The sequence below is a fragment of the Pseudomonas sp. 14A genome (genome assembly GCF_018132745.1).
Lineage (GTDB): Bacteria > Pseudomonadota > Gammaproteobacteria > Pseudomonadales > Pseudomonadaceae > Aquipseudomonas > Aquipseudomonas mercuritolerans.
In genome coordinates this window covers 1-20,838 of sequence record NZ_JAGRQJ010000012.1, presented here as the reverse complement: position 1 = coordinate 20,838, position 20,838 = coordinate 1, and the positions used below count along the sequence as shown (strand labels likewise).

Genomic DNA, 20,838 nt, shown 5'->3' with positions numbered 1-20,838 from the left:
TCAAGAGACCCTGCGCGAAGGTAGATTCAAATGAGACTGATTCTATTTAACTTCTCGAAGGACACAAAGCCTTTTTCTGCTCAGCGCTTGAGCGTTTCGCTCGGCAGCTCCTTGAACAGCGCGTGGTAACTGCTGGAAAACCGCCCCAGATGCCAGAACGACCAGCGCATCGCCACTTCGGCAACGGTGGTTTCCGTGGGCCTGCGCTTGAGCAATTCACGGTGCGCACTGTTCAGCCGTCTCAGGCGTAACCAGTGGCTCGGGGTCATGCCGGTGTAGGCCTTGAACGCCTGTTGCAACTGGCGTAGCGGCACGCCGGCGACGTCGGATAGTTCGAGCAGATTGACCGTGTCTTCCGGCGAATCAGCCGCCCACTCCCCTACTCGTTTCATGATTTGGCGTTCGTCGTGGCGCCGCTGCAATCCGCCGCGATCGAGGCTGTTGTGAGCGTTATCAAGGATGAACAGGCAGTCCTCTAGCAACTGTAGAGTCAGGCGATCTTTATCAAGTGGATCAGTAGCTTGCGACAACTTCGTGAGAATCGAGCTTAACCAGCCGCTGAACAAAGCGTTCTGTCCGCAGTTCAGCGGCGCCATGAACAACCCTTCGAGCTTGGCCACTTGCAGGCCGTGCTCGCGGACGAAATCCGCCCCGAACACCACGGCGATTTCCCGATAGTTTTCCGGGGTGATCCAGATGTTGCGGCTCTCTTCATTGAGCAGGTACAGCGCGTTGTCGCTGCGATCGAAACAGAACGCCAGAGCACCGGATGGCGCACTGAAATTCTGCTCGACCCGGGTGTTCATCTGTTCTTCGTAGACCTCGACGCCCTGCAGATCCAGATAACGAATCTGCCCGGCGAAATGCCCCGGCGACATCTGCTGGTAATGCTGGACCCAGCCCGGTGTGGCGCGGATTTGCTCGGCCACGTCGGCGGTATTGAACGCTTGTACCTGAAGCGGATTGCACGTTGTCATGGGGTGACCTTGCGCACTCTTTTGGTGCGCTTTGGTGCTGCTGAAAGTGGATAGATGGAATCGCAAGCCGCGCCCAAGATAGTCGCCAACGCGCCACAGGGGAAGGGGCGGAAGATGAAACCCGCCCTCCCCGGCGTCTACAAAACCAATAACGAGGTCTTTATGAACGCCCCTTTCGATCAGCTGTTCACCTGGCTGAAAGATCACAAGATTACCGAAGTCGAATGTGTGGTCAGCGACCTGACCGGCATCGCCCGCGGCAAGATTGCACCGACCAACAAGTTCCTGCATGAGCGCGGCATGCGCCTGCCGGAAAGCGTGCTGCTGCAAACGGTAACCGGGGATTTTGTCGACGACGACATCTACTACGACCTGCTCGACCCGGCCGACATCGACATGGTGTGCAAGCCGGTTTCCGACGCCGTGTATGTCATCCCGTGGGCCATCGAGCCGACCGCCATCGTCATCCACGACACCTTCGACAAGTTTGGCAATCCGATCGAACTGTCGCCGCGCAACGTGCTGAAGAAAGTTCTGCAGCTATACACCGACAAGGGCTGGAAGCCGATTGTCGCGCCGGAAATGGAGTTCTACCTGACCCAGCGCTGTGAAGATCCGGACCTGCCGCTCAAGGCACCACTGGGTCGTTCGGGCCGTGCGGAAAGCGGGCGCCAGTCGTTCTCGATCGATGCCGCCAACGAATTCGATCCGCTGTTCGAAGACGTATACGACTGGTGCGAACTGCAAGGCCTGGATCTCGACACGCTGATCCACGAAGACGGCCCGGCGCAGATGGAAATCAACTTCCGCCATGGCGATGCATTGGATCTGGCGGACCAGATCACCGTGTTCAAACGTACCCTGCGCGAGGCGGCGCTCAAGCACAACGTGACGGCGACGTTCATGGCCAAGCCGATCGGCGACGAGCCCGGCAGCGCCATGCACCTGCACCAGAGCGTGGTCGAGATCGCGACGGGCCAGCCGATCTTTGCCGACGCCGAGGGCAACATGAGCGAACTGTTCCGTCATCACATCGGTGGCCTGCAGAAGTACATCCCGAAAGTCCTGCCGATGTTCGCGCCCAACGTCAATTCGTTCCGCCGCTTCCTCCCGGACACCTCGGCGCCGGTCAACGTCGAATGGGGCGAAGAGAACCGCACGGTCGGCCTGCGAGTGCCGACTTCGGGGCCTGAATCGATGCGCGTGGAGAACCGCTTGCCCGGCGCCGACGCCAACCCGTATCTGGCGATTGCCGCAAGCCTGCTGTGCGGCTACATCGGCATGGTCGAACAGATCGAGCCGAGCGCGGCAGTCGAAGGCCGGGCCTACGAACGGCGCAATCTGCGCCTGCCGATCACCATCGAAGAAGCCCTGACGCAGATGGAAGAGTGCCCGAAAGTGGCCGAATACCTGGGTAGCAAATTCGTCCGCGGGTACGTCGCGGTCAAACGCGCCGAGCACGAAAACTTCAAGCGCGTGATCAGCTCGTGGGAGCGTGAGTTTCTGCTGCTGAGCGTCTGACGGCGAGCCCGTCCCTGTGGGAGCGAGCCTGCTCGCGAAGACGTCGGCACACTCACCATAGATGTCGACTGAAACACCGCTTTCGCGATCAGGCTCGCTCCCACATGGGATTGTGCAGCGCCTGAGAATTCCAATAAATCCAAGAGGTGTCGATATGCGTCTATTGAAATCCGTACTCCCGGTAGCACTGAGCGTGCTGTTCAGTGCCGTAGCCCACGCCGAGTCCCAGGTCAGTGTCTACAACTGGACCGACTACATCGGCGAAACCACCCTCGCCGACTTCCAGAGCAAGACCGGGATCAAGGTGATCTACGACGTCTTCGACTCCAACGAAACCCTTGAAGGCAAACTCCTCGCCGGCCGGACCGGTTACGACGTGGTGGTGCCGTCCAACCACTTCCTCGCCCGTCAGGTAAAGGCCGGGGCGTTCATGAAGCTCGATCGTTCACAGTTACCAAACTGGAAGAACTTGGACCCGAAACTGCTTGAATTGCTGGAGAAAAATGATCCCGGGAATGCGCACTCGGTGCCTTACCTGTGGGGCACCAACGGCATTGGTTATAACGTCGATAAGGTCAAGCAAGTGCTCGGCATCGACCACATCGATTCCTGGGCCGTGCTGTTCGAGCCCGAGAACCTCAAGAAGCTGAGCCAGTGCGGCGTGTCGATGATGGATTCCGCTGACGAAGTCTTCCCCGCCATCCTCAACTACATGGGCATGGACCCGCGCAGTGAAAACCCTGAAGACTACAAAAAGGCCGAAGCCAAGCTGCTGAGCATCCGCCCGTACATCACCTATTTCCATTCATCCAAATACGTATCGGACCTGGCCAATGGCGACATCTGCGTCGCGTTCGGTTACTCCGGCGATGTGTTCCAGGCGGCCAACCGCGCCAAGGAAGCCAAGAACGGTGTGAATATCGCTTACGCCATCCCCAAGGAAGGCGCCAACCTGTGGTTCGATCTGCTGGCGATCCCAGCCGACGCGAGCAACGCCGAAGAGGCGCACGCCTTCATCAATTACCTGCTCGATCCGCAAGTGATCGCCAAAGTCAGCGCTACCGTCGGCTACGCCAACCCGAACCCGGCGGCCAAGCCGTTCATGGATCAGAAACTGGTCAACAACCCTGAGGTTTACCCGCCGCAGTCGGTGCTCGACAAACTCTACATTTCCTCGACCCCGCCCCAGGCGATCATGCGTCTGATGACCCGGTCGTGGAGCAAAGTGAAGTCGAACAAATGAATCAGCACAGCGCACAACACGCCGGCTCTTATTACGCCGCTTCTGCGCGGGCGAGCACGCCCTACCCTGCGCTGGATGGTGATTTGCTTGCCGATGTCTGCGTAATCGGTGGCGGCTTCACTGGCGTCAATACCGCGATTGAGCTGGCCCAGCGCGGTCTGTCGGTGGTGTTGCTCGAGGCGCGGCGCATCGGCTGGGGCGCCAGCGGGCGCAATGGCGGTCAGCTGATTCGCGGCATCGGCCATGAAGTCGAGGGGTTCGCCCGTTACGTTGGCCAGGACGGCGTGCGCTATCTGCAGCGCGCCGGCATCGATTCGGTGGAGCTGGTGCGTCAGCGCATCACTGAAAACGCCATCGACTGTGATCTGCGCTGGGGCTTTTGCGAACTGGCCAACACCGCCGCGCAATTCGCCGCGTTCAAGCAGGAACAGGACAGTCTCGCCGAACTCGACTATGCCCACGAAACCAGGCTGGTCGGCCCGCAGCAGATCCGTGAGCAAGTGGTCGACGCCGGTGTGTACGCCGGCGGATTGATCGACATGGGTTCGGGCCATTTGCATCCGCTGGATCTGGTGCAAGGTGAGGCGCGACTTGCCGCATCGCTGGGCGTGCGTGTCTTCGAGCAAAGCCCGGTGCTGGAAATCCTCCACGGCCCTACCGTCGAGGTACGCTGCGCCACAGGTTCAGTACGCGCCGGCAGCCTGGTGCTCGGCTGCAACGCGCATCTGGATGACCTCGAGCCGAAACTCAGCGGCAAAGTGCTGCCCGCCGGCAGTTACATCATCGCCACCGAGCCGTTGGACGAAAGCCGCGCCGCGCAGTTGATTCCGCAGAACCTGGCGCTGTGCGATCAAAAAGTCGGGCTGGACTATTACCGACTCTCGGCTGATCGACGGCTGCTTTTCGGCGGCGCTTGTCATTATTCCGGGCGCGATCCGGCGGATATCGCTGCCTACATGCGCCCGAAAATGCTGAAGATATTCCCGCAACTGGCCGATGTGCGCATCGACTACCAATGGGGCGGCAAGATCGGCATTACCGCCAACCGCTTCCCCCAGGTTGGCCGGCTCAAGCAGCACCCGAACGTGTTTTACGCGCAGGGTTATTCCGGTCATGGCCTCAACGTCACCCATTGGTGCGCGAAGCTGTTGGGCGAAGCCATTCATGCCGGGCACAGCCAAGGCATGGACGTGTTCAGCGGCGTGCCGCACATGACCTTCCCTGGCGGCCCGGCCTTGCGTTCGCCGCTGCTGGCGCTGGGCATGTTCTGGTATCGCCTGCGCGAAATGCTCGGCTGAACCCGCCACATCCCCGGCCCCCTGTAGGAGCTGCCGAAGGCTGCGATCTTTTGATCTGTTCTGGGACGCAGAGTGTCCCCGGCGGCATTCCTTTGCTGCGCATGGGAACGATCAACGCCAGCTATACACATTTGCTCTATCGCCAAGCACTTCTATATTGATGAAGTGCTTTTGCGTTCCTGACGCTCAGTGCCCGATTAATTGAGGAGGACATGGATGAAGTCGTCAGCCAGCGATGAGCCGCGAGCACCCGGTCAGGCGCCGATCAAAACCCGCCGTTTCGCTATTTCACTGGTATGGATCGTGCCGATTGTGGCGGTGCTGGTGGGCATTTCGCTGGTGATTCACAACATCCTTCAGGAAGGCCCGGTCATCACCGTTACCTTCAAGACCGGCGATGGCCTGACCGCAAACAAGACCGAAGTCAGATACCGCAACGTGGTCATTGGCCATGTCTCCGACGTCGAACTGGCCAACGACCATAGACATGTCAACGCCACGATCAAACTGGCCAAGCAAGCCGAAGCCTTTACCCGCGAGGACTCGCAATTCTGGGTCGTGCGTCCCCGTATCGGCGCCGGCGGTGTCTCGGGCATCGATACGCTGCTGTCGGGCGATTACATCGGCGCCGACATTGGCCAGGCCAATACCCGCTCGAAAAACTTCAAGGGTCTCGAGAATCCGCCGCCGATTACTTACGGCGAGCCGGGCAAGCGCTTCACCCTGCATACCGCCGACCTTGGCTCGCTGGACATCGGCTCGCCCGTTTATTACCGCAAGATTCCCGTCGGCCAGGTTGTGTCCTACGCGCTGGACCCGGACGGTAAAGGCGTCAATATCGAAGTGTTCGTGCATTCGCCCAACGATGTCTACGTCACCGAAAATACCCGCTTCTGGAACGCCAGCGGTATCGACATCAATGTCGGCGCCAACGGCTTTGCAGTGAAAACCGAATCGCTGTCGACCCTGCTGGTCGGCGGCATCGCATTCCGCGCCCCGGACTACAGCCCCGACGATAAGCCGGCCAGCGACGACAAGAGTTTCGAGCTGTTCGCCAATCAGACCGCCGCCCTCGCCCCGCCCGACGGCAAGGCGCAATACCTGTCGCTGCGCTTTGATCAGGCCTTGCGCGGGCTCAAGGTCGATGCGCCCGTGGAGTTTCTCGGCATCGAAATCGGCCGGGTGGTGGCGGTCAATCTCGACTTCGACGAGGTCAAGCGCACCTTTCCGGTGAATGTCGGCATTGTCATTTATCCGCAGCGACTCGGCCGTGCCCACGCGAAGATTCTCAAGACCTACCATGGCGACGAAAACGACGAGGCCACCGGCGCGCGCCTGATCGGCACGTTCATCGAAAATGGCCTGCGCGCCCAGGCCCGCAATGGCAACCTGCTCACCGGTCAGTTGTATATCTCGCTGGATTTCTATCCCAAAGCGCCGAAAGTCGCGTTCGACCCCAAGGCACGGCCGGTCACCATTCCGACCGTTCCCGGCAGCCTCGAACAGTTGCAGGAAAAACTCGAGGCGATGGTCAACAAGATCAACGCATTGCCGGTGGAACGCATCGCCAGCAACCTCGACGGCAACCTGGTCGAGCTGCGCAAGGGCCTGAAGCAGTTCAATGCCAAGACCCTGCCGGGCGTGCAGAGCACCCTCGCCGATGTCAGCAAGACGTTGCAGTCCGCCAATTCGACGTTGGCCGAGGACTCTCCGCAACGCGAGCAACTCACCGAGACCCTCGACGAGCTCGGGCGCATGTCGCGCTCGTTGCGTGAATTGTCGGATTACCTCGGTCGCCACCCTGAGTCGCTGATTCGCGGGCGTCCCGACAACGCCGCGCCGCTGGACCTCAAAGGACCGCCACGCAATTGAGCACAGGAGCTGAATCCATGGCTTTACCGTTGAAGATCACCGTGCTCGCTGCGTTCGTGCTGCTGACTGCGTGCCGTAGCGACCCGATCAGCTTTCACACGCTGGTCCCGGCGCAACCGGGCGCCAGTCGCAACGGCGCCGACATCGCCATCGAAAGCATCAGCGTGCCGCCGCAGGTCGATCGCGCGCAGATTGTGATTCGCCAGGGCAACAGCGGCGTGGCCATCCTCGATACCGACTGGTGGAGCGCCACGCTTGCCGATGAGTTGCGCGGTGCGCTGGCCGATCAATTGAGCGGCGGCGTCGGCCAGCATCGAGCATCGGTGCGCGTCGATGTGCAGCGCTTCGATTCGATTCCCGGCCAGTACGCCTTGATCGATGTGAAATGGCGAGTGCGCCCGCTGGATGCAACGGACGCGGCGCTGCTCACCTGCCGCTCGGTGTTGCAGACGCCTTCAGGGCCGAGCATCGAGGAACTGGTGACGGCGCAGCAGAGCAACGTCAAACGCCTTGCTGCGCAAATCACTCAGGCTGCGAGCGGCTCGCGCTGCCCGGTGCAAAACTGACTCAGCCTACAAATCGAAGCGATCGACTGCCCGCCGCCGCTCGTTGTCATCGCGCACATCATAGTTGGCGGTCGTCTGGATATTGCTGTGATGCGCCAGTTTCTGGGCGATCGACAGGTCGTGTTCCTCGATCACCCGGGTGATGAACGAACGACGGAAGTCATGCGGCATGATTTTCACCCCGACCTGCGTACCGCGCTGGCGGGCGATGTAGTAAATCGCGTGTTTGGTAATGCGCTCGCGGGTGATGTGGCTGCCCCGGCGAATGCGGTTGAACAGAAAAGCATCGTCGCTCTCGCCTTCCTTGAGCTGTGAACGACGCAGTTCCAGCCAGGCATCAAGCTTGGCAAAGGCCCAGGCCGGCGCGTACTTGATCAGCTGTTTGTTGCCCTTACCGGTCACCGTCAGGCTGCGCTCTTTGAAGTCGACCTGACTCAGATCCAGATCCACCGATTCCGACTTCCGCATGCCGGTGCCGTACAGCAGCGCTATCACCGCCGCATCACGCAGGCCCTGCGGGCGCGGGTCGGCAGCGCAGACTTCCATCAGTTCGTGAATCAGCGTGCGCTTGAGGTTGCGCCCCTGGGACAGCCGTGTGCCGGCTATGCCCTTGACCGAACGCATCTTCAACAGGTGATCCTGGCTGATCAGGCTCATGCGCCACGCTTCGTTCATCACCCCGCGCACGGCGTTCACGTAAAGCGACGAGGTGTTCGGTGCATAACCGTCGGCACGCAAAGCGGCGACCAGCGCCACCACGTCTTCCGGTTGCAGGCCGTGCCAGGGGATTTCTTCGATATCGACGTCCTCGAAGCCGAGGCGGTCAGCGGCATCTTGCAGCACATAGCGCATGGTCAACTGGCTGGAAGGCGCCAGTCTTGCCAGGTAAACGCTCAGCGGATTGGTGTTGTGCGGTGCGGGTTGGGTACTCGACAAATCACTCAAACGAAACGGCCTTGAAATAAAAAACGATTCAACAAAAACAATAAATGCATGAAATGAAACGCAAAAAACGGCATGACTCAATGAAAGGGGTTGCCGCGAAAGGCCGACAACCTGCCGTTCGAGGCGGTAAAAGTCAATCGGGCATTCCCCGAACGGTCTGTTTGCTGCCTCTTCAGCACGGTAGGCGAACTGAAACATCGCGCTCTTATGTTCAATGCAGGGACTGCGAACAGGAGTGCGGCATGAAGATCACGGTGTTTGGCAGTGGTTACGTCGGTCTGGTGCAAGCGGCGGTGCTGGCCGAGGTCGGTCACGACGTTGTGTGCATGGATGTAGACGCGCAGAAGATCGAGCAGTTGCGCCAGGGCCACGTCAGTATTTTCGAGCCGGGGCTGGCGAGCCTGGTGCGTGAGGGCCTGGATTCGAAACGCCTGCAATTCACCACTGATGAGCGACTCGCGGTGTTGCATGGGCGGGTCGCGTTTATCGCTGTGGGCACGCCGCCACGCGAAGACGGCTCGGCGGACCTGCGCTACGTGTTGTCGGTCGGCGACGCGATTGCCCGGCATCGCCAGCAGCCGTTGATCGTGGTGGAAAAGTCCACAGTGCCGGTGGGCACGGGCGACGCTTTGCGCTGCCACATCGAAAAAGCCCTGATCAAGATTGGCCGCCTGCTGCAGTTCGATATTGTCTCCAACCCGGAATTTCTCAAGGAAGGTTCAGCGGTTGCTGATTGCCGGCGGCCGGATCGTATCGTCATCGGTTGCGAAGGCGCTGAAGTGCGCGATGTGATGCGCGATCTGTACGCGCCGTTCAACCGCAACCATGACCGCATCCTGTTCATGGACCTGCGCAGTGCCGAGCTGACCAAATACGCCGCCAACTGCATGCTGGCGACCAAGATCAGCTTCATCAACCAGATCGCCGAACTCGCCGAGCACCTCGGCGCAGATATCGAATCAGTGCGCCAGGGCATCGGTGCCGATACGCGGATCGGTTATCACTTTATCTATCCGGGTTGCGGCTACGGCGGTTCGTGTTTTCCCAAAGACATGCGCGCGTTGATTCACAGTGCCGAACAGGCGCATTGCTCCAGTGATCTGCTGCAAGCGGTCGAGGCGATCAACCAGCGCCAGAAGCACAAATTGTTTGAGCGCATCAACGCGTTCTACCGGGGCGATTTGCGCGGCAGGACCTTTGCCCTGTGGGGCCTGGCGTTCAAGCCCAACACCGACGACATGCGTGACGCGCCGAGCCGGGTTCTGCTCGAAGATTTATGGGCTGCCGGGGCCAGCGTGCGCGCGTTTGATCCGGAAGCCATGGTGGAAACCCAGAATCTCTATCCAAACGAATCAAAACTGATGCTGATGGGCACGCCGGAATCGGTACTGGCCGGCGCCGATGCGCTGATCATCTGCACCGAATGGCAACAGTTCAAGGCGCCGGATTTCGAGCTGATCAAACAGCGCCTCAATAGCCCGGTCATCTTCGACGGCCGTAACCTGTACGATGCCGGACGCCTGGCGCGCAATGGCTTCCAGTATTTCCCGATGGGGCGCGGTGAATCGTGCAAGTTGCCGATCACCTTGCGGCAGAGGCCGGCGGAGTCGGATGTGGCTTGAACTGGCCCTGTGGGAGTCATTGCAAATTGTGAGCTACACAGACCCTGTGGGAGCGAGCCTGCTCGCGAATACGGTTTGTCAGCGACATCGCAGGTGACTGATCCGCCGCCTTCGCGAGCAGGCTCGCTCCCACAGGGAAATCATGTGTTCCCAGGGACGCTGGTATATCAGCTTGACCGGTGGCGGCTGCCCAGAGAGGATGGCGCTCGCCCCAGGCTTCCCGAATAAGGACATTCCCCTTCCGTGGCCATGTATTCGCCGTTCATTCGCCGGTTGATGATCAGCTCGCTGACCGTGGTCATCAGCCGCGCCCTGGTCAGCCCGTTGCTGACACTGTTCCTCAGCAACAAGCTTGGACTCAATCCGCAGGATGTCGGCTTGCTGCTCGGCATCGCCGTATTCAGTGCAACATTGCTGTCGCTGTATGGCGGCTACATCATCGACAAGCTGGACAAGCGCCAGTTGCTGATCCTGGCCATGCTCTCCAGCGGTATCGGTCTGATCCTGCTGACCTTCGCGCAGAATCTTTATGTGGTCACCGTGGTGCTGATCATCAGCGAAACCGCGTCGGCGCTGTTCCTCATCGGCTCCAAGGCGATCCTCAGTGAAAACCTGCCGGTCGGCCAGCGGGTCAAGGCGTTTTCCCTCAATTACACGCTGACCAATATCGGCTACGCCGTCGGCCCGATGCTTGGCGTGGTGATTGCCGGGGTGCAGCCGTCCGCACCTTTCATCGTTGCCGGTGCGATCGCCATTGGCAGTATTTTTCTGCTGCTCGGCGCGACCAGGGATGCCACTCCGATAACTTCCGGAACTGCGCCGCAAAGTTTCCTCAACACGCTTCTGATCCTGAAAAACGACCGCACCATGGTGCTGTTCACCCTTGGCTGCCTGCTCAGTACGTTGGTACACGGGCGCTTCACCCTGTACCTGTCGCAATACCTGCTGGTCACCCACTCCCAGCAACAGACCCTCGACACCATGGCCGCCCTGCTCGCCTGCAATGCGATCACGGTGATCCTCCTGCAATACCAAGTGGGTCGCTGGCTCAGCCGTGAGCACCTGCGTCACTGGATTGCCGGCGGTACCGCGCTGTTCATCGTCGGTTTGATCGGTTTCAGCGTGGCAGACAGTTTGCTCGGCTGGTGCGTCGCGATGTTCATCTTCACCCTGGGCGAAATGATCATCTACCCGGCCGACTTCCTCTTTGTCGACACCCTGGCCCCCGAGAGGCTGCGCGGCAGCTACTACGGCGCGCAGAACCTCTCGGCACTTGGCGGCGGCGCGAGCCCGGTGCTATGCGGGTTTTTGCTGATGCATACACCTGCGCCGAGCATGTTCTATGCCTTGAGCGGCTTGGCAGCGCTGGGCGGTTATCTGTGCTTCGTCAGCGCACGCCGCACTGCTTCAATGCAAAAATAGTGTACTAAAACTGCATTTATATGAATTTGTCAGCATCGAATTTGCGCGGCAAACTACGCGCGTTCCTCCCCCAATGTTGGAACGCTTCGAGGGCTTTCCGGATATGCCGGACAAGTCCTTTTTTTTGCCCCGGATTTTGTAAAGGATCAGTTCTACATGCTTGCTCGCTGGTTGCCCGCTGCCATCAACACCCGCCCCACTGAATGGAGCCGTGCCGCGATCGGCATGGGCCTGGGCACGCTGTTCAGCGTGTGGATGTGTGCGCAGGTGTTCGGCCATGACGTTGCCTTTCACCTGGTCGGCCCGCTCGGCGCTTCGGCGGTGCTGCTGTTCGCGGTGTCATCTGGCGCCCTCGCCCAGCCATGGTCGATTCTCGGTGGCTACCTGTGTGCCGGGGTCGTCGCCTTGCTGGTCGCCCACGTGCTCGGCCGAACACTGGGCAGCGCCTGCCTCGCCGCCGGCATGGCGGTGATTCTGATGTGCTGGCTGCGTTGCCTGCACCCGCCGGCCGGCGCCCTGGCGCTGACACTGGTGCTGGCCGACCCCGCAACCATCGCCATGGACTGGAAAGCCATGGAGCCGGTGATGCTCGGCGCCCTGTGCATGCTCATCAGCGCGCTGGCCTATAACAACCTGACTCGCATTCGCTACCCGAAACGCGCTGCTGACCCGGCACCGCCAGTGGTCCCGGTCGACCGTCAGGCGATCACCGCCGAAGACTTGAAACTGGCGCTGGCCGACATGGAAGCCTTCATCGACGTCACCCCCGAAGACCTCGAACGCCTGATCCACGCGAGCGAACTGCACGCCAAGCGCCGCAGCATTACCGAAACGTTCAGATAACCCCTTTGTAGGAGCTGACGAGTGCAACGAGGCTGCGATCTCTTGATCTTGCTTCCAAGATCAAGATCAAAAGATCGCAGCCTTCGGCAGCTCCTACACGGACAGCGGCGCTAAGAGAAAAACGCAGATTCCCCCTGCACATATCCCCGTTGTACACGACAAATTTGCACTGTTACGATCCGCTAACGCCCGCGCGCGGGCTATTCGAATAAAGACAATAAAAGCAGGGAGTTACAGATGACAGCTCAGGCTTCATCCCGGCGGACCCCGTCCATGGATGCCATGAAAAACGACGTGCTGGCCGAGGTGCGCAACCATATCGGCCACCTGACCCTCAACCGCCCTGCGGGCCTTAATGCAATCACCCTGGACATGGTGCGTCTGCTGCAACAGCAGCTCGATGCCTGGGCGTCTGACGCCAATGTTCACGCCGTGGTATTGCGCGGTGCCGGTGAAAAGGCCTTCTGCGCCGGCGGTGATATCCGTTCGCTGTACGACAGCTACAAAAGCGGCGACACGCTGCACGAAGATTTCTTCGTCGAGGAATACGCCCTCGACCTGACGATTCATCACTACCGCAAACCGGTGCTGGCCCTGATGGACGGTTTTGTCCTCGGCGGCGGCATGGGCCTGGTGCAAGGCGCCGATCTGCGCGTGGTCACCGAGAAGAGCCGTCTGGCGATGCCGGAAGTGGCCATCGGTTACTTCCCCGACGTCGGCGGCAGCTACTTCCTGCCGCGTATTCCCGGTGAACTGGGGATTTATCTGGGCGTCAGCGGCGTGCAGATTCGCGCGGCCGATGCGCTGTACTGCGGCCTCGCCGACTGGTATCTGGACAGCAGCAAACTGGCCCTGCTCGACGAGAAACTCGATCAGATGGAGTGGCAGGACACGCCGCTCAAGTCGCTGCAGAACCTGCTGGCCAAGCACGCCGTGCAAACGCTGCCCGATGCGCCCCTCGAAGCACTGCGCCCGGCCATTGACCACTTCTTTGCCTTGCCCGACGTGCCGAGCATGATCGAGCAATTGCGCGCCGTCACCGTCGCCGACAGCCACGAATGGGCAGTCAGCACGGCGGATCTGCTGGAAACCCGCTCGCCGCTGGCCATGGCCGTAACCCTGGAAATGCTCCGTCGCGGCAGGCACCTGAGTCTGGAGAATTGCTTTGCTCTGGAGCTGCATCTGGACCGCCAGTGGTTTGCCCGTGGCGACCTGATCGAAGGCGTGCGCGCCCTGCTGATCGACAAGGACAAGTCACCGCGCTGGAACCCGCCAACCGTCGCTGAGCTGGACGCTGCGCAGGTGACGAGCTTCTTCCATGGTTTTGATGAGAGCGGGAGCTGAGTCATGCACGATCTCGAACTGACTGAAGAACAAGTGATGATCCGCGACATGGCCCGGGATTTTGCCCGTGGCGAAATCGCGCCCCACGCCCAGGCCTGGGAAAAGGCTGGCTGGATCGACGACGCGCTGGTGGCGAAGATGGGTGAGCTGGGCCTACTCGGCATGGTTGTGCCCGAGGAATGGGGCGGCACTTACGTCGACTACGTCGCCTATGCCCTGGCCGTCGAGGAAATCTCTGCCGGTGACGGCGCGACCGGCGCGTTCATGAGCATTCACAACTCGGTAGGCTGCGGCCCGGTGCTCAACTACGGCAGCGACGAACAGAAACAGACCTGGCTGGCCGATCTGGCCAGTGGGCAGACCATCGGTTGCTTCTGCCTGACCGAACCCCAGGCCGGCTCCGAAGCACACAACCTGCGCACCCGCGCCGAACTGCGCGACGGCCAATGGGTGATCAACGGCGCCAAGCAATTTGTCAGCAATGGCAAACGGGCAAAGCTGGCGATCGTCTTCGCGGTAACCGATCCGGATCTCGGCAAAAAAGGCCTGTCAGCGTTTCTGGTGCCGACCGACACACCGGGTTTCATCGTCGATCGCACCGAACACAAAATGGGCATCCGCGCCTCCGACACCTGCGCGGTGACGCTGAACAACTGCAGCATCCCCGAGGCCAATCTGCTCGGCGAGCGTGGCAAGGGCCTGGCGATTGCCCTCTCCAACCTTGAAGGCGGACGCATCGGCATCGCCGCGCAGGCATTGGGTATCGCCCGGGCGGCGTTTGAAGCGGCGCTGGCCTATTCGAAAGATCGCGTGCAATTCGACAAACCGATCATCGAGCACCAGAGCATTGCCAACCTGCTGGCTGACATGCACATGCAGATCAATGCCGCGCGGTTGCTGATTCTGCATGCAGCGCGGCTGAGGACGGCGGGCAAGCCGTGTTTGTCCGAGGCGTCACAGGCCAAGCTGTTCGCTTCGGAAATGGCCGAGAAGGTGTGTTCTGCGGCGATTCAGATTCATGGCGGCTATGGCTATCTGGAGGATTACCCGGTCGAGAAGTACTACCGCGACGCGCGGATTACCCAGATCTATGAAGGGTCGAGCGAGATACAGCGGATGGTGATTGCGCGGGATTTGAAGAACTATCAGTTGTAAAAGCTTCGCGAGCAGGCTCGCTCCCACATTGGACGGTGCAGATCCAGTGGGAGCGAGCCTGCTCGCGAAAGCGTCAGCTTAGGCACCGCATCTATTTGCCTTGGAATGCAGCCTCACGCTTGGCAATAAACGCCGCCATCCCTTCCTTCTGATCCTGCGTCGCAAACGCGGCATGGAACACCCGGCGCTCAAAGCGCACGCCCTCGGTCAGGTTGACCTCGAACGCGCGGTTGACGCTCTCCTTGATCATCATCGCAATCGGCAATGACTTGCCGGCGATCACCGCTGCAACTTTCAGCGCCTCATCAAGCAGCTCATCGCTCGGCACGATCCGCGCGACGATGCCGCAGCGCTCGGCTTCCACGGCGTCGATCATGCGCCCGCTCAGGCACATTTCCATGGCCTTCGCCTTGCCCACCGCGCGGGTCAGGCGCTGGGTGCCGCCCATGCCCGGCAGCACGCCGAGGTTGATTTCCGGCTGCCCGAATCTGGCGTTGTCGCCCGCCAGGATGAAGTCGCACATCAGTGCCAGTTCACAGCCGCCGCCGAGGGCGAAACCATTGACCGCGGCGATGATCGGCTTGCGTCGGTTGGCCACTCGATCGCTGTCGCTGAACAGGTCGTCCATGTAGATCTGCGGATAGGTCAGCTCAGCCATTTCCTTGATGTCGGCGCCGGCGGCAAAAGCTTTTTTCGAACCGGTGAGGACGATGCAGCCAATGTGCGCATCGGCTTCCAGCGTATCGAGGGCGTGGTTCACTTCGCTGACCAGTTGCGCGTTCAACGCGTTCAGTGCCTGCGGCCGGTTGAGGGTGATCAGGCCGACGCGGTCGCGGGTTTCCAGCAGAATCGTTTCGTAAGTCATGAATAAAATTCCTTGTCAGAGATTGCGCGAAATGACCATGCGCTGAATGTCGCTGGTGCCTTCGTAGATCTGGCAGACGCGCACGTCGCGGTAGATGCGTTCCAGCGGGAAGTCGTTGAGGTAACCGTAACCGCCGAGGGTTTGCAAGGCCATGGAACAGACCTTCTCGGCCATTTCCGAGGCGAACAGCTTGGCCATCGACGCCTCGACCAGCGCCGGTTGGCCGCTGTCACGCAAGGCTGCGGCGTAATGCACCATCTGCCGGGCGACGGCAATTTGCGTGGCCATGTCCGCCAGGCGGAACGCCACGGCCTGATGCTCGATGATCGGCTTGCCGAAGGTGTCACGCTCGCGGGCGTAATCACGCGCGGCCTCGAACGCAGCGCGGGCCATGCCGACGGCTTGTGAGGCGATACCGACGCGGCCGCCTTCGAGGTTGGCCAAGGCAATCTTGTAGCCCTCGCCCTCCTCGCCAAGGCGGTTGGCGACCGGCACTTTCACATCTTCGAAGAGAATCTGGCAGGTGTCGGAGGCGTGCTGGCCGAGTTTGTCTTCGACCCGCGCGACTTTGTAGCCGGGCGAGTCGGTCGGCACGATAAACGCGCTGATCCCGCGTTTGCCGGCGCTCGGGTCAGTCACGGCAAACACGATCACGATGCCGGCGTTCTGCCCGGAGGTGATGAACTGTTTGCAGCCGTTCAAAACGTAGTGATCGCCTTCCAGCCGCGCGCGGGTTTTCAGGCTGCTGGCATCGGAACCGGCCTGCGGTTCGGTCAGCGCGAAGGCGCCGAGCATGGCACCGCTGGCCAATGGTTTGAGGAAACGCTCGCGCTGGTCGTCATTGCCGAACTTGAGAATCGGCACACAGCCGACCGAGTTGTGCACGCTCATGATCGTCGAGCACGCACCGTCGCCGGCGGCGATTTCTTCCAGGGCCATGGCGTACGCGAGGTAGCCAGTTTCACAGCCGCCCCACTGCTCCGGCACGAGCATGCCGAAGAAGCCCAGCTCGGCCATCTCGGCGATGGCTTCCTTGGGGAAACGGTGCTCGCGATCCCACTCGGCGGCGAACGGCTTGAGCCGCTCCTCGGCAAACTGCCGGGCCATGTCGCGGATCTGGGTTTGGTCTTCGTTGGGGATCATCGTGATTCCTTCAAATCTGAGTACGACATAGAACCCTGTGGGAGCGAGCCTGCTCGCGAAAGCGGTGTATCAGTCACGCATGTGCCGGCTGAAACGACGTCTTCGCGAGCAGGCTCGCTCCCACAGTTGATCGGCGATGCCTTCAGTAAACGCATTCCACCGCCATGGCCGTGGCTTCGCCGCCGCCAATGCAGATCGCTGCAATGCCGCGCTTGAGCTGTTTCTGCCGCAGCGCCGCGAGCAACGTCACCAGAATCCGCGCGCCCGATGCGCCGATCGGATGGCCCAGCGCGCAGGCGCCGCCGTGCACGTTGAGCTTGTCGTGGGGAATCTCCAGGTGCGTCATAGCGGCCATGCCGACCACGGCAAACGCTTCGTTCACTTCAAACAGATCCACTTGATCCAGCGCCCAACCGGTCTTCTTCACCAGTTTCTTGATCGCGCCAATCGGTGCGGTGGGAAACAGGCCTGGGGTATCAGCGAACGCAGCATGGCCATGAATCACCGCCAGCGGCTTGAGGCCCAGTTGCTGCGCGTGGGACTGGCGCATCAGCACCAACGCCGCCGCGCCGTCGGAAATCGAGCTGGAGTTGGCTGCGGTGACCGTGCCACCGTCGCGGAACGCCGGTTTCAGCGAGGCAACCTTGTCGAGTTTGGCTTTTGGCGGCTGCTCATCGTTGCTGATCACTACCTGCTCTTTGCCGACGGTCACCGTCAGCGGGACGATTTCGTCCTTGAAGCTGCCGTCCTTGATCGCCTGTTGCGCGCGGGTGGTCGAGGCAATGGCGAAAGCATCCTGCGCTTCGCGGCTGAAGCCGTTGGCCTCGGCGCAATCCTCGGCGAAGGTGCCCATCAGGCGGCCCTTGTCATAGGCGTCTTCGAGGCCGTCGAGGAACATCGAATCGAGCACGCGGCCATGGCCCATGCGATAGCCGGCGCGGGCGCGATCGAGCAGGTACGGCGAGTTGGACATGCTTTCCATACCGCCGGCGATCACCACGTCGGCACTGCCGGCGAGCAGCATGTCGTGGGCCATGATGGTGGTCTGCATGCCCGAGCCGCACATCTTGTTGACGGTGGAGCAGCGCGTCGATTTATCCAGCCCGGCGCCCAGCGCAGCCTGGCGAGCCGGTGCCTGACCGAGGCCGGCGGGCAGTACGCAGCCGAACAGCACTTCATCAACCGCATCGCTGGCGACACCGGCGCGTTCGACCGCAGCCTTGATCGCCGCCGCGCCGAGTTGCGGTGCGCTGAGGCTTTTCAGCTCGCCCTGAAAACCGCCCATCGGTGTGCGGACAGCGCTGACGATAACAATCGGATCATTGGACATAGTCATGACTAATCCTCCTTACTTGGCGGCCATGCGCAAGGCGCCGTCGAGACGGATCACCTCGCCGTTGAGCATGCTGTTTTCGATGATGTGGCGCACCAGCGCGGCGTATTCGGCAGGCTTGCCCAGACGCGGCGGGAATGGCACGCCGGCGGCCAGCGAGTCGCGCACTTCCGGGGTCATGCCGGCCATCATCGGCGTTTCGAAGATGCCCGGGGCGATGGTCATCACGCGGATGCCGAAGCGCGCCAGTTCGCGGGCGGCCGGCAGGGTCAGGCTGGCGATTGCGCCTTTGGACGCCGAGTACGCAGCCTGGCCGATCTGGCCGTCGAACGCTGCGACCGAGGCGGTGTTGATGATTACTCCGCGCTCACCGTCAGCATTGGCTTCGCTCTCGGCAATCGCCGCCGCAGCCAGGCGCAGCATGTTGAAACTGCCGATCAGGTTGACGTTGATCACTTGCGCAAAGCTGCTGAGCGCGTGCGGGCCGTTCTTGCCGAGGATCTTCTCGCCACGCACGATGCCGGCGCAGTTGATCAGGCCGTTGAGGCTGCCAAATGCGGCAACGGTCGCCTGCACAGCGGCTTCGGCGGCGGCTTCATTGCTGATGTCGGCAACCACGCTTTGCGCACCCAGGCGCTGAGCCTGAGCGGCGACGGCTTCGGCGTTCATGTCGACCAGCATGACTTTGGCGCCGGCACTGACCAGCAATTCAGCGCTGGCGGCACCGAGGCCTGATGCGCCGCCGGTGACGATAAAAACCTTGTTCTCGATCTGCATGACGGTGTTTCCTTGGATTCAAGCTGAAACGTTGTGCGCCGCGGCCTCTTGAGCCTTGGCGATTTCCTGGTTGCGCAAGATAAAGCGCTGCAATTTGCCACTCGGGGTCTTGGGCAATTCGCTGACAAATTCGATTTCACGCGGGTACGAATGCGCGGCCAGACGCTTTCGTACGTGTTGGCGCAGTTCTTCGGCCAACTCCGGCGCGGCGCGGTACTGCGCGCTCAGCACGACGAAGGCTTTGACCAGTTCGGTGCGTTCCGGGTCGGGTTTGCCGACGACCGCCGCCTCGACCACGGCCGGGTGTTCGATCAGGGCGCTTTCCACGTCGAACGGGCCGACGCGGTAGCCCGAAGTGGTGATCACATCATCACTGCGGCCGACGAAGCTGATGCTGCCGTCCGGGTTCCACTCCACGGTGTCGCCGCTCAGGTAGTAGTCGCCGACGAAGGCCTTGGTCGGCGCGCCTTCGTAGCCGCCGAACCAGCACATCGGCGACTGCGGGCGGTCGATGGCGAGAATGCCCGGCTGACCGACGCCGAGTTCGTTGTATTGCTCATCGAGCACGACGATGCGATGGCCCGGCGAAGCGAAACCGGCGGCGCCGACATGCACCGGGTGCTCGAGGCCGTGGTGGTTGCACAGCACCATGCCCAGCTCGGTCTGGCCGTAATGGTCGTGGATGACCACGTCGAGGTTGTCGGCGAACCAGCGGATCACTTCCGGGTTCAGCGGCTCACCGGCGCTGCTGACGATGCGCAGTTTGCCCTTGATCGATTTGGCGAAATCCTCGCCACCGGCAATCAGCAAACGATAGGCAGTGGGCGAGCCGGTGAGATTGGTGATGCCGTATTTGTTGATCACCCGGCAGGTGCTTTCGAGGGTGAACGGGCCATCGTAGAAGGTAATCGGGTGGCCCAGCGCCAACGGCCCGGTCACGCCGAAATAGATGCCATAGGCCCAGCCCGGATCGGCAACATTCCAGAACGCATCTTCAGGGCGCAGGTCCACCGCATCACGGGTGTAGCTCTGAAAGGCGACGATGGCTTTGAGCGGCACTGACAGCGCTTTCGCCGGCCCCGTGGTGCCCGAGGTGAACATCAGCAGGAACGGGTCTTCGCCGGTCAGCAATACCGGCTCGCAGACATTGGAATAGTTGGCCAGCTCAGCCCAGAAACTGAAATCACCACGAACGATGCCCTGACCTTTGCCGCCGGCAACGGTGACGATGGTCGGGCATGCGCTGACTTCGCTGAGCTTCGGCCGATTGACCGCATCGGTCACCACGACCTTAGCCCCAGAGCTGTTCAAGCGATGTTCGAGCGCTTTCGGGCCGAACGCGGTAAACAGCGGCTGATACACCGCGCCGATGCGCCAAGTGGCGAGCACGGTGATGAGTAATTCGACGTTGCGCGGCAGCAGGCCGGCGACCTTGTCGCCCTTTTGCACGCCTTGGGCGAGGAGGTAATTGGCGAAACGCGCGGCTTTGTCTAGCAGATCAGTGAAGGTGTAAGTCGCACTCGATCCGTCGCGTCCTTCCCAGAACAACGCAATGCGCCCGGGCAAGGCATGGCGGTCGCAACATTCGACGCAGGCGTTGAGGGCAGCAAGCGTGCCGCTGAGTGCCGCGTCGACGGTGTGCTGATAATCGAACTGTTCGGTAGCAGACAAGTAATCGCGCATTGCCAGAATCCCTCGGTGTTTTTAACAGGCTGGGAACCGTAAACAACACAGGGATAGTCGCGCCGCGCGGGGCTCGGGGCAATGGTCAAAGTTATCAAAGTGGCTGACTGGTTTGGCCAAGGGGTTGGGGCCGCATCCCCTGTAGGAGCTGACGAGTGCAACGAGGCTGCGATCTTTTGATCTTGATCTGGATTGTGAAAATCAAAATCAAAAGATCGCAGCCTCGTTG

At 61.0% G+C, this 20,838-nt stretch carries 17 protein-coding genes; 10 read left to right on the top strand and 7 right to left on the bottom strand.

What is annotated here, in order from left to right; translation table 11 throughout:
- Positions 1–80: 80 nt before the first annotated feature.
- On the bottom strand, positions 81–977 hold the full coding sequence (locus PS14A_RS12505) for a helix-turn-helix domain-containing protein (RefSeq protein WP_212616327.1): 897 nt from the start codon (positions 975–977) through the stop codon (positions 81–83).
- A gap of 162 nt (positions 978–1,139) precedes the next feature.
- Here PS14A_RS12505 and PS14A_RS12500 point away from each other — a divergent pair, with 162 nt between their 5' ends.
- From PS14A_RS12500 to PS14A_RS12480, 5 genes are all read left to right on the top strand, one after another.
- On the top strand, positions 1,140–2,498 hold the full coding sequence (locus PS14A_RS12500; protein WP_122881066.1) for a glutamine synthetase family protein: 1,359 nt from the start codon (positions 1,140–1,142) through the stop codon (positions 2,496–2,498).
- Between the two features lie 154 nt (positions 2,499–2,652).
- The gene (locus tag PS14A_RS12495) at positions 2,653–3,741 is read left to right on the top strand and encodes a polyamine ABC transporter substrate-binding protein (protein WP_212616326.1); all 1,089 of its coding nucleotides are present in this window, start codon (positions 2,653–2,655) and stop codon (positions 3,739–3,741) included.
- Positions 3,738–5,039 carry an FAD-binding oxidoreductase gene (locus PS14A_RS12490; protein ID WP_212616325.1) on the top strand — a complete coding sequence of 434 codons (1,302 nt, stop codon included), beginning with the start codon at positions 3,738–3,740 and terminating at the stop codon, positions 5,037–5,039. The genes PS14A_RS12495 and PS14A_RS12490 overlap by 4 nt, the downstream gene beginning before the upstream one ends.
- Positions 5,040–5,255: 216 nt before the next feature.
- Positions 5,256–6,911, top strand: a complete 1,656-nt coding sequence (locus PS14A_RS12485; RefSeq protein WP_130910171.1) for an MlaD family protein — start codon at positions 5,256–5,258, stop codon at positions 6,909–6,911.
- A 17-nt stretch (positions 6,912–6,928) separates the two neighbouring features.
- On the top strand, positions 6,929–7,477 hold the full coding sequence (locus PS14A_RS12480) for a PqiC family protein (protein WP_212616324.1): 549 nt from the start codon (positions 6,929–6,931) through the stop codon (positions 7,475–7,477).
- Between the two features lie 6 nt (positions 7,478–7,483).
- Here the strand turns inward: PS14A_RS12480 and PS14A_RS12475 are convergent, their stop codons facing one another.
- Positions 7,484–8,422, bottom strand: a complete 939-nt coding sequence (locus PS14A_RS12475; protein ID WP_349251720.1) for a tyrosine-type recombinase/integrase — start codon at positions 8,420–8,422, stop codon at positions 7,484–7,486.
- A gap of 242 nt (positions 8,423–8,664) precedes the next feature.
- On the opposite strand from PS14A_RS12475, the gene PS14A_RS12470 reads away from it, so the two are divergent.
- From PS14A_RS12470 to PS14A_RS12450, 5 genes are all read left to right on the top strand, one after another.
- Entirely contained in the window at positions 8,665–10,044 is a 1,380-nt protein-coding gene (locus tag PS14A_RS12470; protein WP_212616323.1) for a UDP-glucose/GDP-mannose dehydrogenase family protein, read from the top strand.
- Positions 10,045–10,287: 243 nt separating this feature from the next.
- Positions 10,288–11,466 (top strand): MFS transporter, encoded by a 1,179-nt coding sequence (locus PS14A_RS12465; protein ID WP_212616322.1) that lies wholly within the window; start codon positions 10,288–10,290, stop codon positions 11,464–11,466.
- Positions 11,467–11,622: 156 nt separating this feature from the next.
- Positions 11,623–12,309, top strand: coding sequence for an HPP family protein (locus PS14A_RS12460; RefSeq protein WP_071172429.1), 687 nt, complete (start codon positions 11,623–11,625; stop codon positions 12,307–12,309).
- A 237-nt stretch (positions 12,310–12,546) separates the two neighbouring features.
- The gene (locus PS14A_RS12455; RefSeq protein ID WP_212616321.1) at positions 12,547–13,653 is read left to right on the top strand and encodes an enoyl-CoA hydratase/isomerase family protein; all 1,107 of its coding nucleotides are present in this window, start codon (positions 12,547–12,549) and stop codon (positions 13,651–13,653) included.
- A 3-nt stretch (positions 13,654–13,656) separates the two neighbouring features.
- Positions 13,657–14,808: an acyl-CoA dehydrogenase family protein gene (locus PS14A_RS12450; protein WP_212616320.1), complete on the top strand. Its 1,152-nt coding sequence runs from the start codon at positions 13,657–13,659 to the stop codon at positions 14,806–14,808.
- Between the two features lie 91 nt (positions 14,809–14,899).
- Here the strand turns inward: PS14A_RS12450 and PS14A_RS12445 are convergent, their stop codons facing one another.
- From PS14A_RS12445 to PS14A_RS12425, 5 genes are all read right to left on the bottom strand, one after another.
- Positions 14,900–15,673 (bottom strand): enoyl-CoA hydratase, encoded by a 774-nt coding sequence (locus PS14A_RS12445; protein WP_024012950.1) that lies wholly within the window; start codon positions 15,671–15,673, stop codon positions 14,900–14,902.
- Positions 15,674–15,688: 15 nt separating this feature from the next.
- The gene (locus PS14A_RS12440; RefSeq protein WP_122698287.1) at positions 15,689–16,816 is read right to left on the bottom strand and encodes an acyl-CoA dehydrogenase; all 1,128 of its coding nucleotides are present in this window, start codon (positions 16,814–16,816) and stop codon (positions 15,689–15,691) included.
- A 142-nt stretch (positions 16,817–16,958) separates the two neighbouring features.
- Positions 16,959–18,152 carry an acetyl-CoA C-acyltransferase gene (locus PS14A_RS12435; protein WP_212616319.1) on the bottom strand — a complete coding sequence of 398 codons (1,194 nt, stop codon included), beginning with the start codon at positions 18,150–18,152 and terminating at the stop codon, positions 16,959–16,961.
- Positions 18,153–18,164: 12 nt separating this feature from the next.
- Positions 18,165–18,926 (bottom strand): SDR family NAD(P)-dependent oxidoreductase, encoded by a 762-nt coding sequence (locus PS14A_RS12430; protein WP_041480381.1) that lies wholly within the window; start codon positions 18,924–18,926, stop codon positions 18,165–18,167.
- An 18-nt stretch (positions 18,927–18,944) separates the two neighbouring features.
- Positions 18,945–20,609 (bottom strand): AMP-binding protein, encoded by a 1,665-nt coding sequence (locus PS14A_RS12425; protein ID WP_212616318.1) that lies wholly within the window; start codon positions 20,607–20,609, stop codon positions 18,945–18,947.
- Between the last annotated feature and the right edge of the window lie 229 nt (positions 20,610–20,838).

What these genes read in the sequence shown, in the direction of transcription:
- PS14A_RS12505 (WP_212616327.1), bottom strand. Translation starts at nt 977, where the DNA reads ATGACAACGTGCAATCCGCTTCAGGTACAAGCGTTCAATACCGCCGAC.
- PS14A_RS12500 (WP_122881066.1), top strand. Translation starts at nt 1,140, where the DNA reads ATGAACGCCCCTTTCGATCAGCTGTTCACCTGGCTGAAAGATCACAAG.
- PS14A_RS12495 (WP_212616326.1), top strand. Translation starts at nt 2,653, where the DNA reads ATGCGTCTATTGAAATCCGTACTCCCGGTAGCACTGAGCGTGCTGTTC.
- PS14A_RS12490 (WP_212616325.1), top strand. Translation starts at nt 3,738, where the DNA reads ATGAATCAGCACAGCGCACAACACGCCGGCTCTTATTACGCCGCTTCT.
- PS14A_RS12485 (WP_130910171.1), top strand. Translation starts at nt 5,256, where the DNA reads ATGAAGTCGTCAGCCAGCGATGAGCCGCGAGCACCCGGTCAGGCGCCG.
- PS14A_RS12480 (WP_212616324.1), top strand. Translation starts at nt 6,929, where the DNA reads ATGGCTTTACCGTTGAAGATCACCGTGCTCGCTGCGTTCGTGCTGCTG.
- PS14A_RS12470 (WP_212616323.1), top strand. Translation starts at nt 8,665, where the DNA reads ATGAAGATCACGGTGTTTGGCAGTGGTTACGTCGGTCTGGTGCAAGCG.
- PS14A_RS12460 (WP_071172429.1), top strand. Translation starts at nt 11,623, where the DNA reads ATGCTTGCTCGCTGGTTGCCCGCTGCCATCAACACCCGCCCCACTGAA.
- PS14A_RS12455 (WP_212616321.1), top strand. Translation starts at nt 12,547, where the DNA reads ATGACAGCTCAGGCTTCATCCCGGCGGACCCCGTCCATGGATGCCATG.
- PS14A_RS12450 (WP_212616320.1), top strand. Translation starts at nt 13,657, where the DNA reads ATGCACGATCTCGAACTGACTGAAGAACAAGTGATGATCCGCGACATG.
- PS14A_RS12445 (WP_024012950.1), bottom strand. Translation starts at nt 15,673, where the DNA reads ATGACTTACGAAACGATTCTGCTGGAAACCCGCGACCGCGTCGGCCTG.
- PS14A_RS12440 (WP_122698287.1), bottom strand. Translation starts at nt 16,816, where the DNA reads ATGATCCCCAACGAAGACCAAACCCAGATCCGCGACATGGCCCGGCAG.
- PS14A_RS12435 (WP_212616319.1), bottom strand. Translation starts at nt 18,152, where the DNA reads ATGACTATGTCCAATGATCCGATTGTTATCGTCAGCGCTGTCCGCACA.
- PS14A_RS12430 (WP_041480381.1), bottom strand. Translation starts at nt 18,926, where the DNA reads ATGCAGATCGAGAACAAGGTTTTTATCGTCACCGGCGGCGCATCAGGC.
- PS14A_RS12425 (WP_212616318.1), bottom strand. Translation starts at nt 20,609, where the DNA reads ATGCGCGATTACTTGTCTGCTACCGAACAGTTCGATTATCAGCACACC.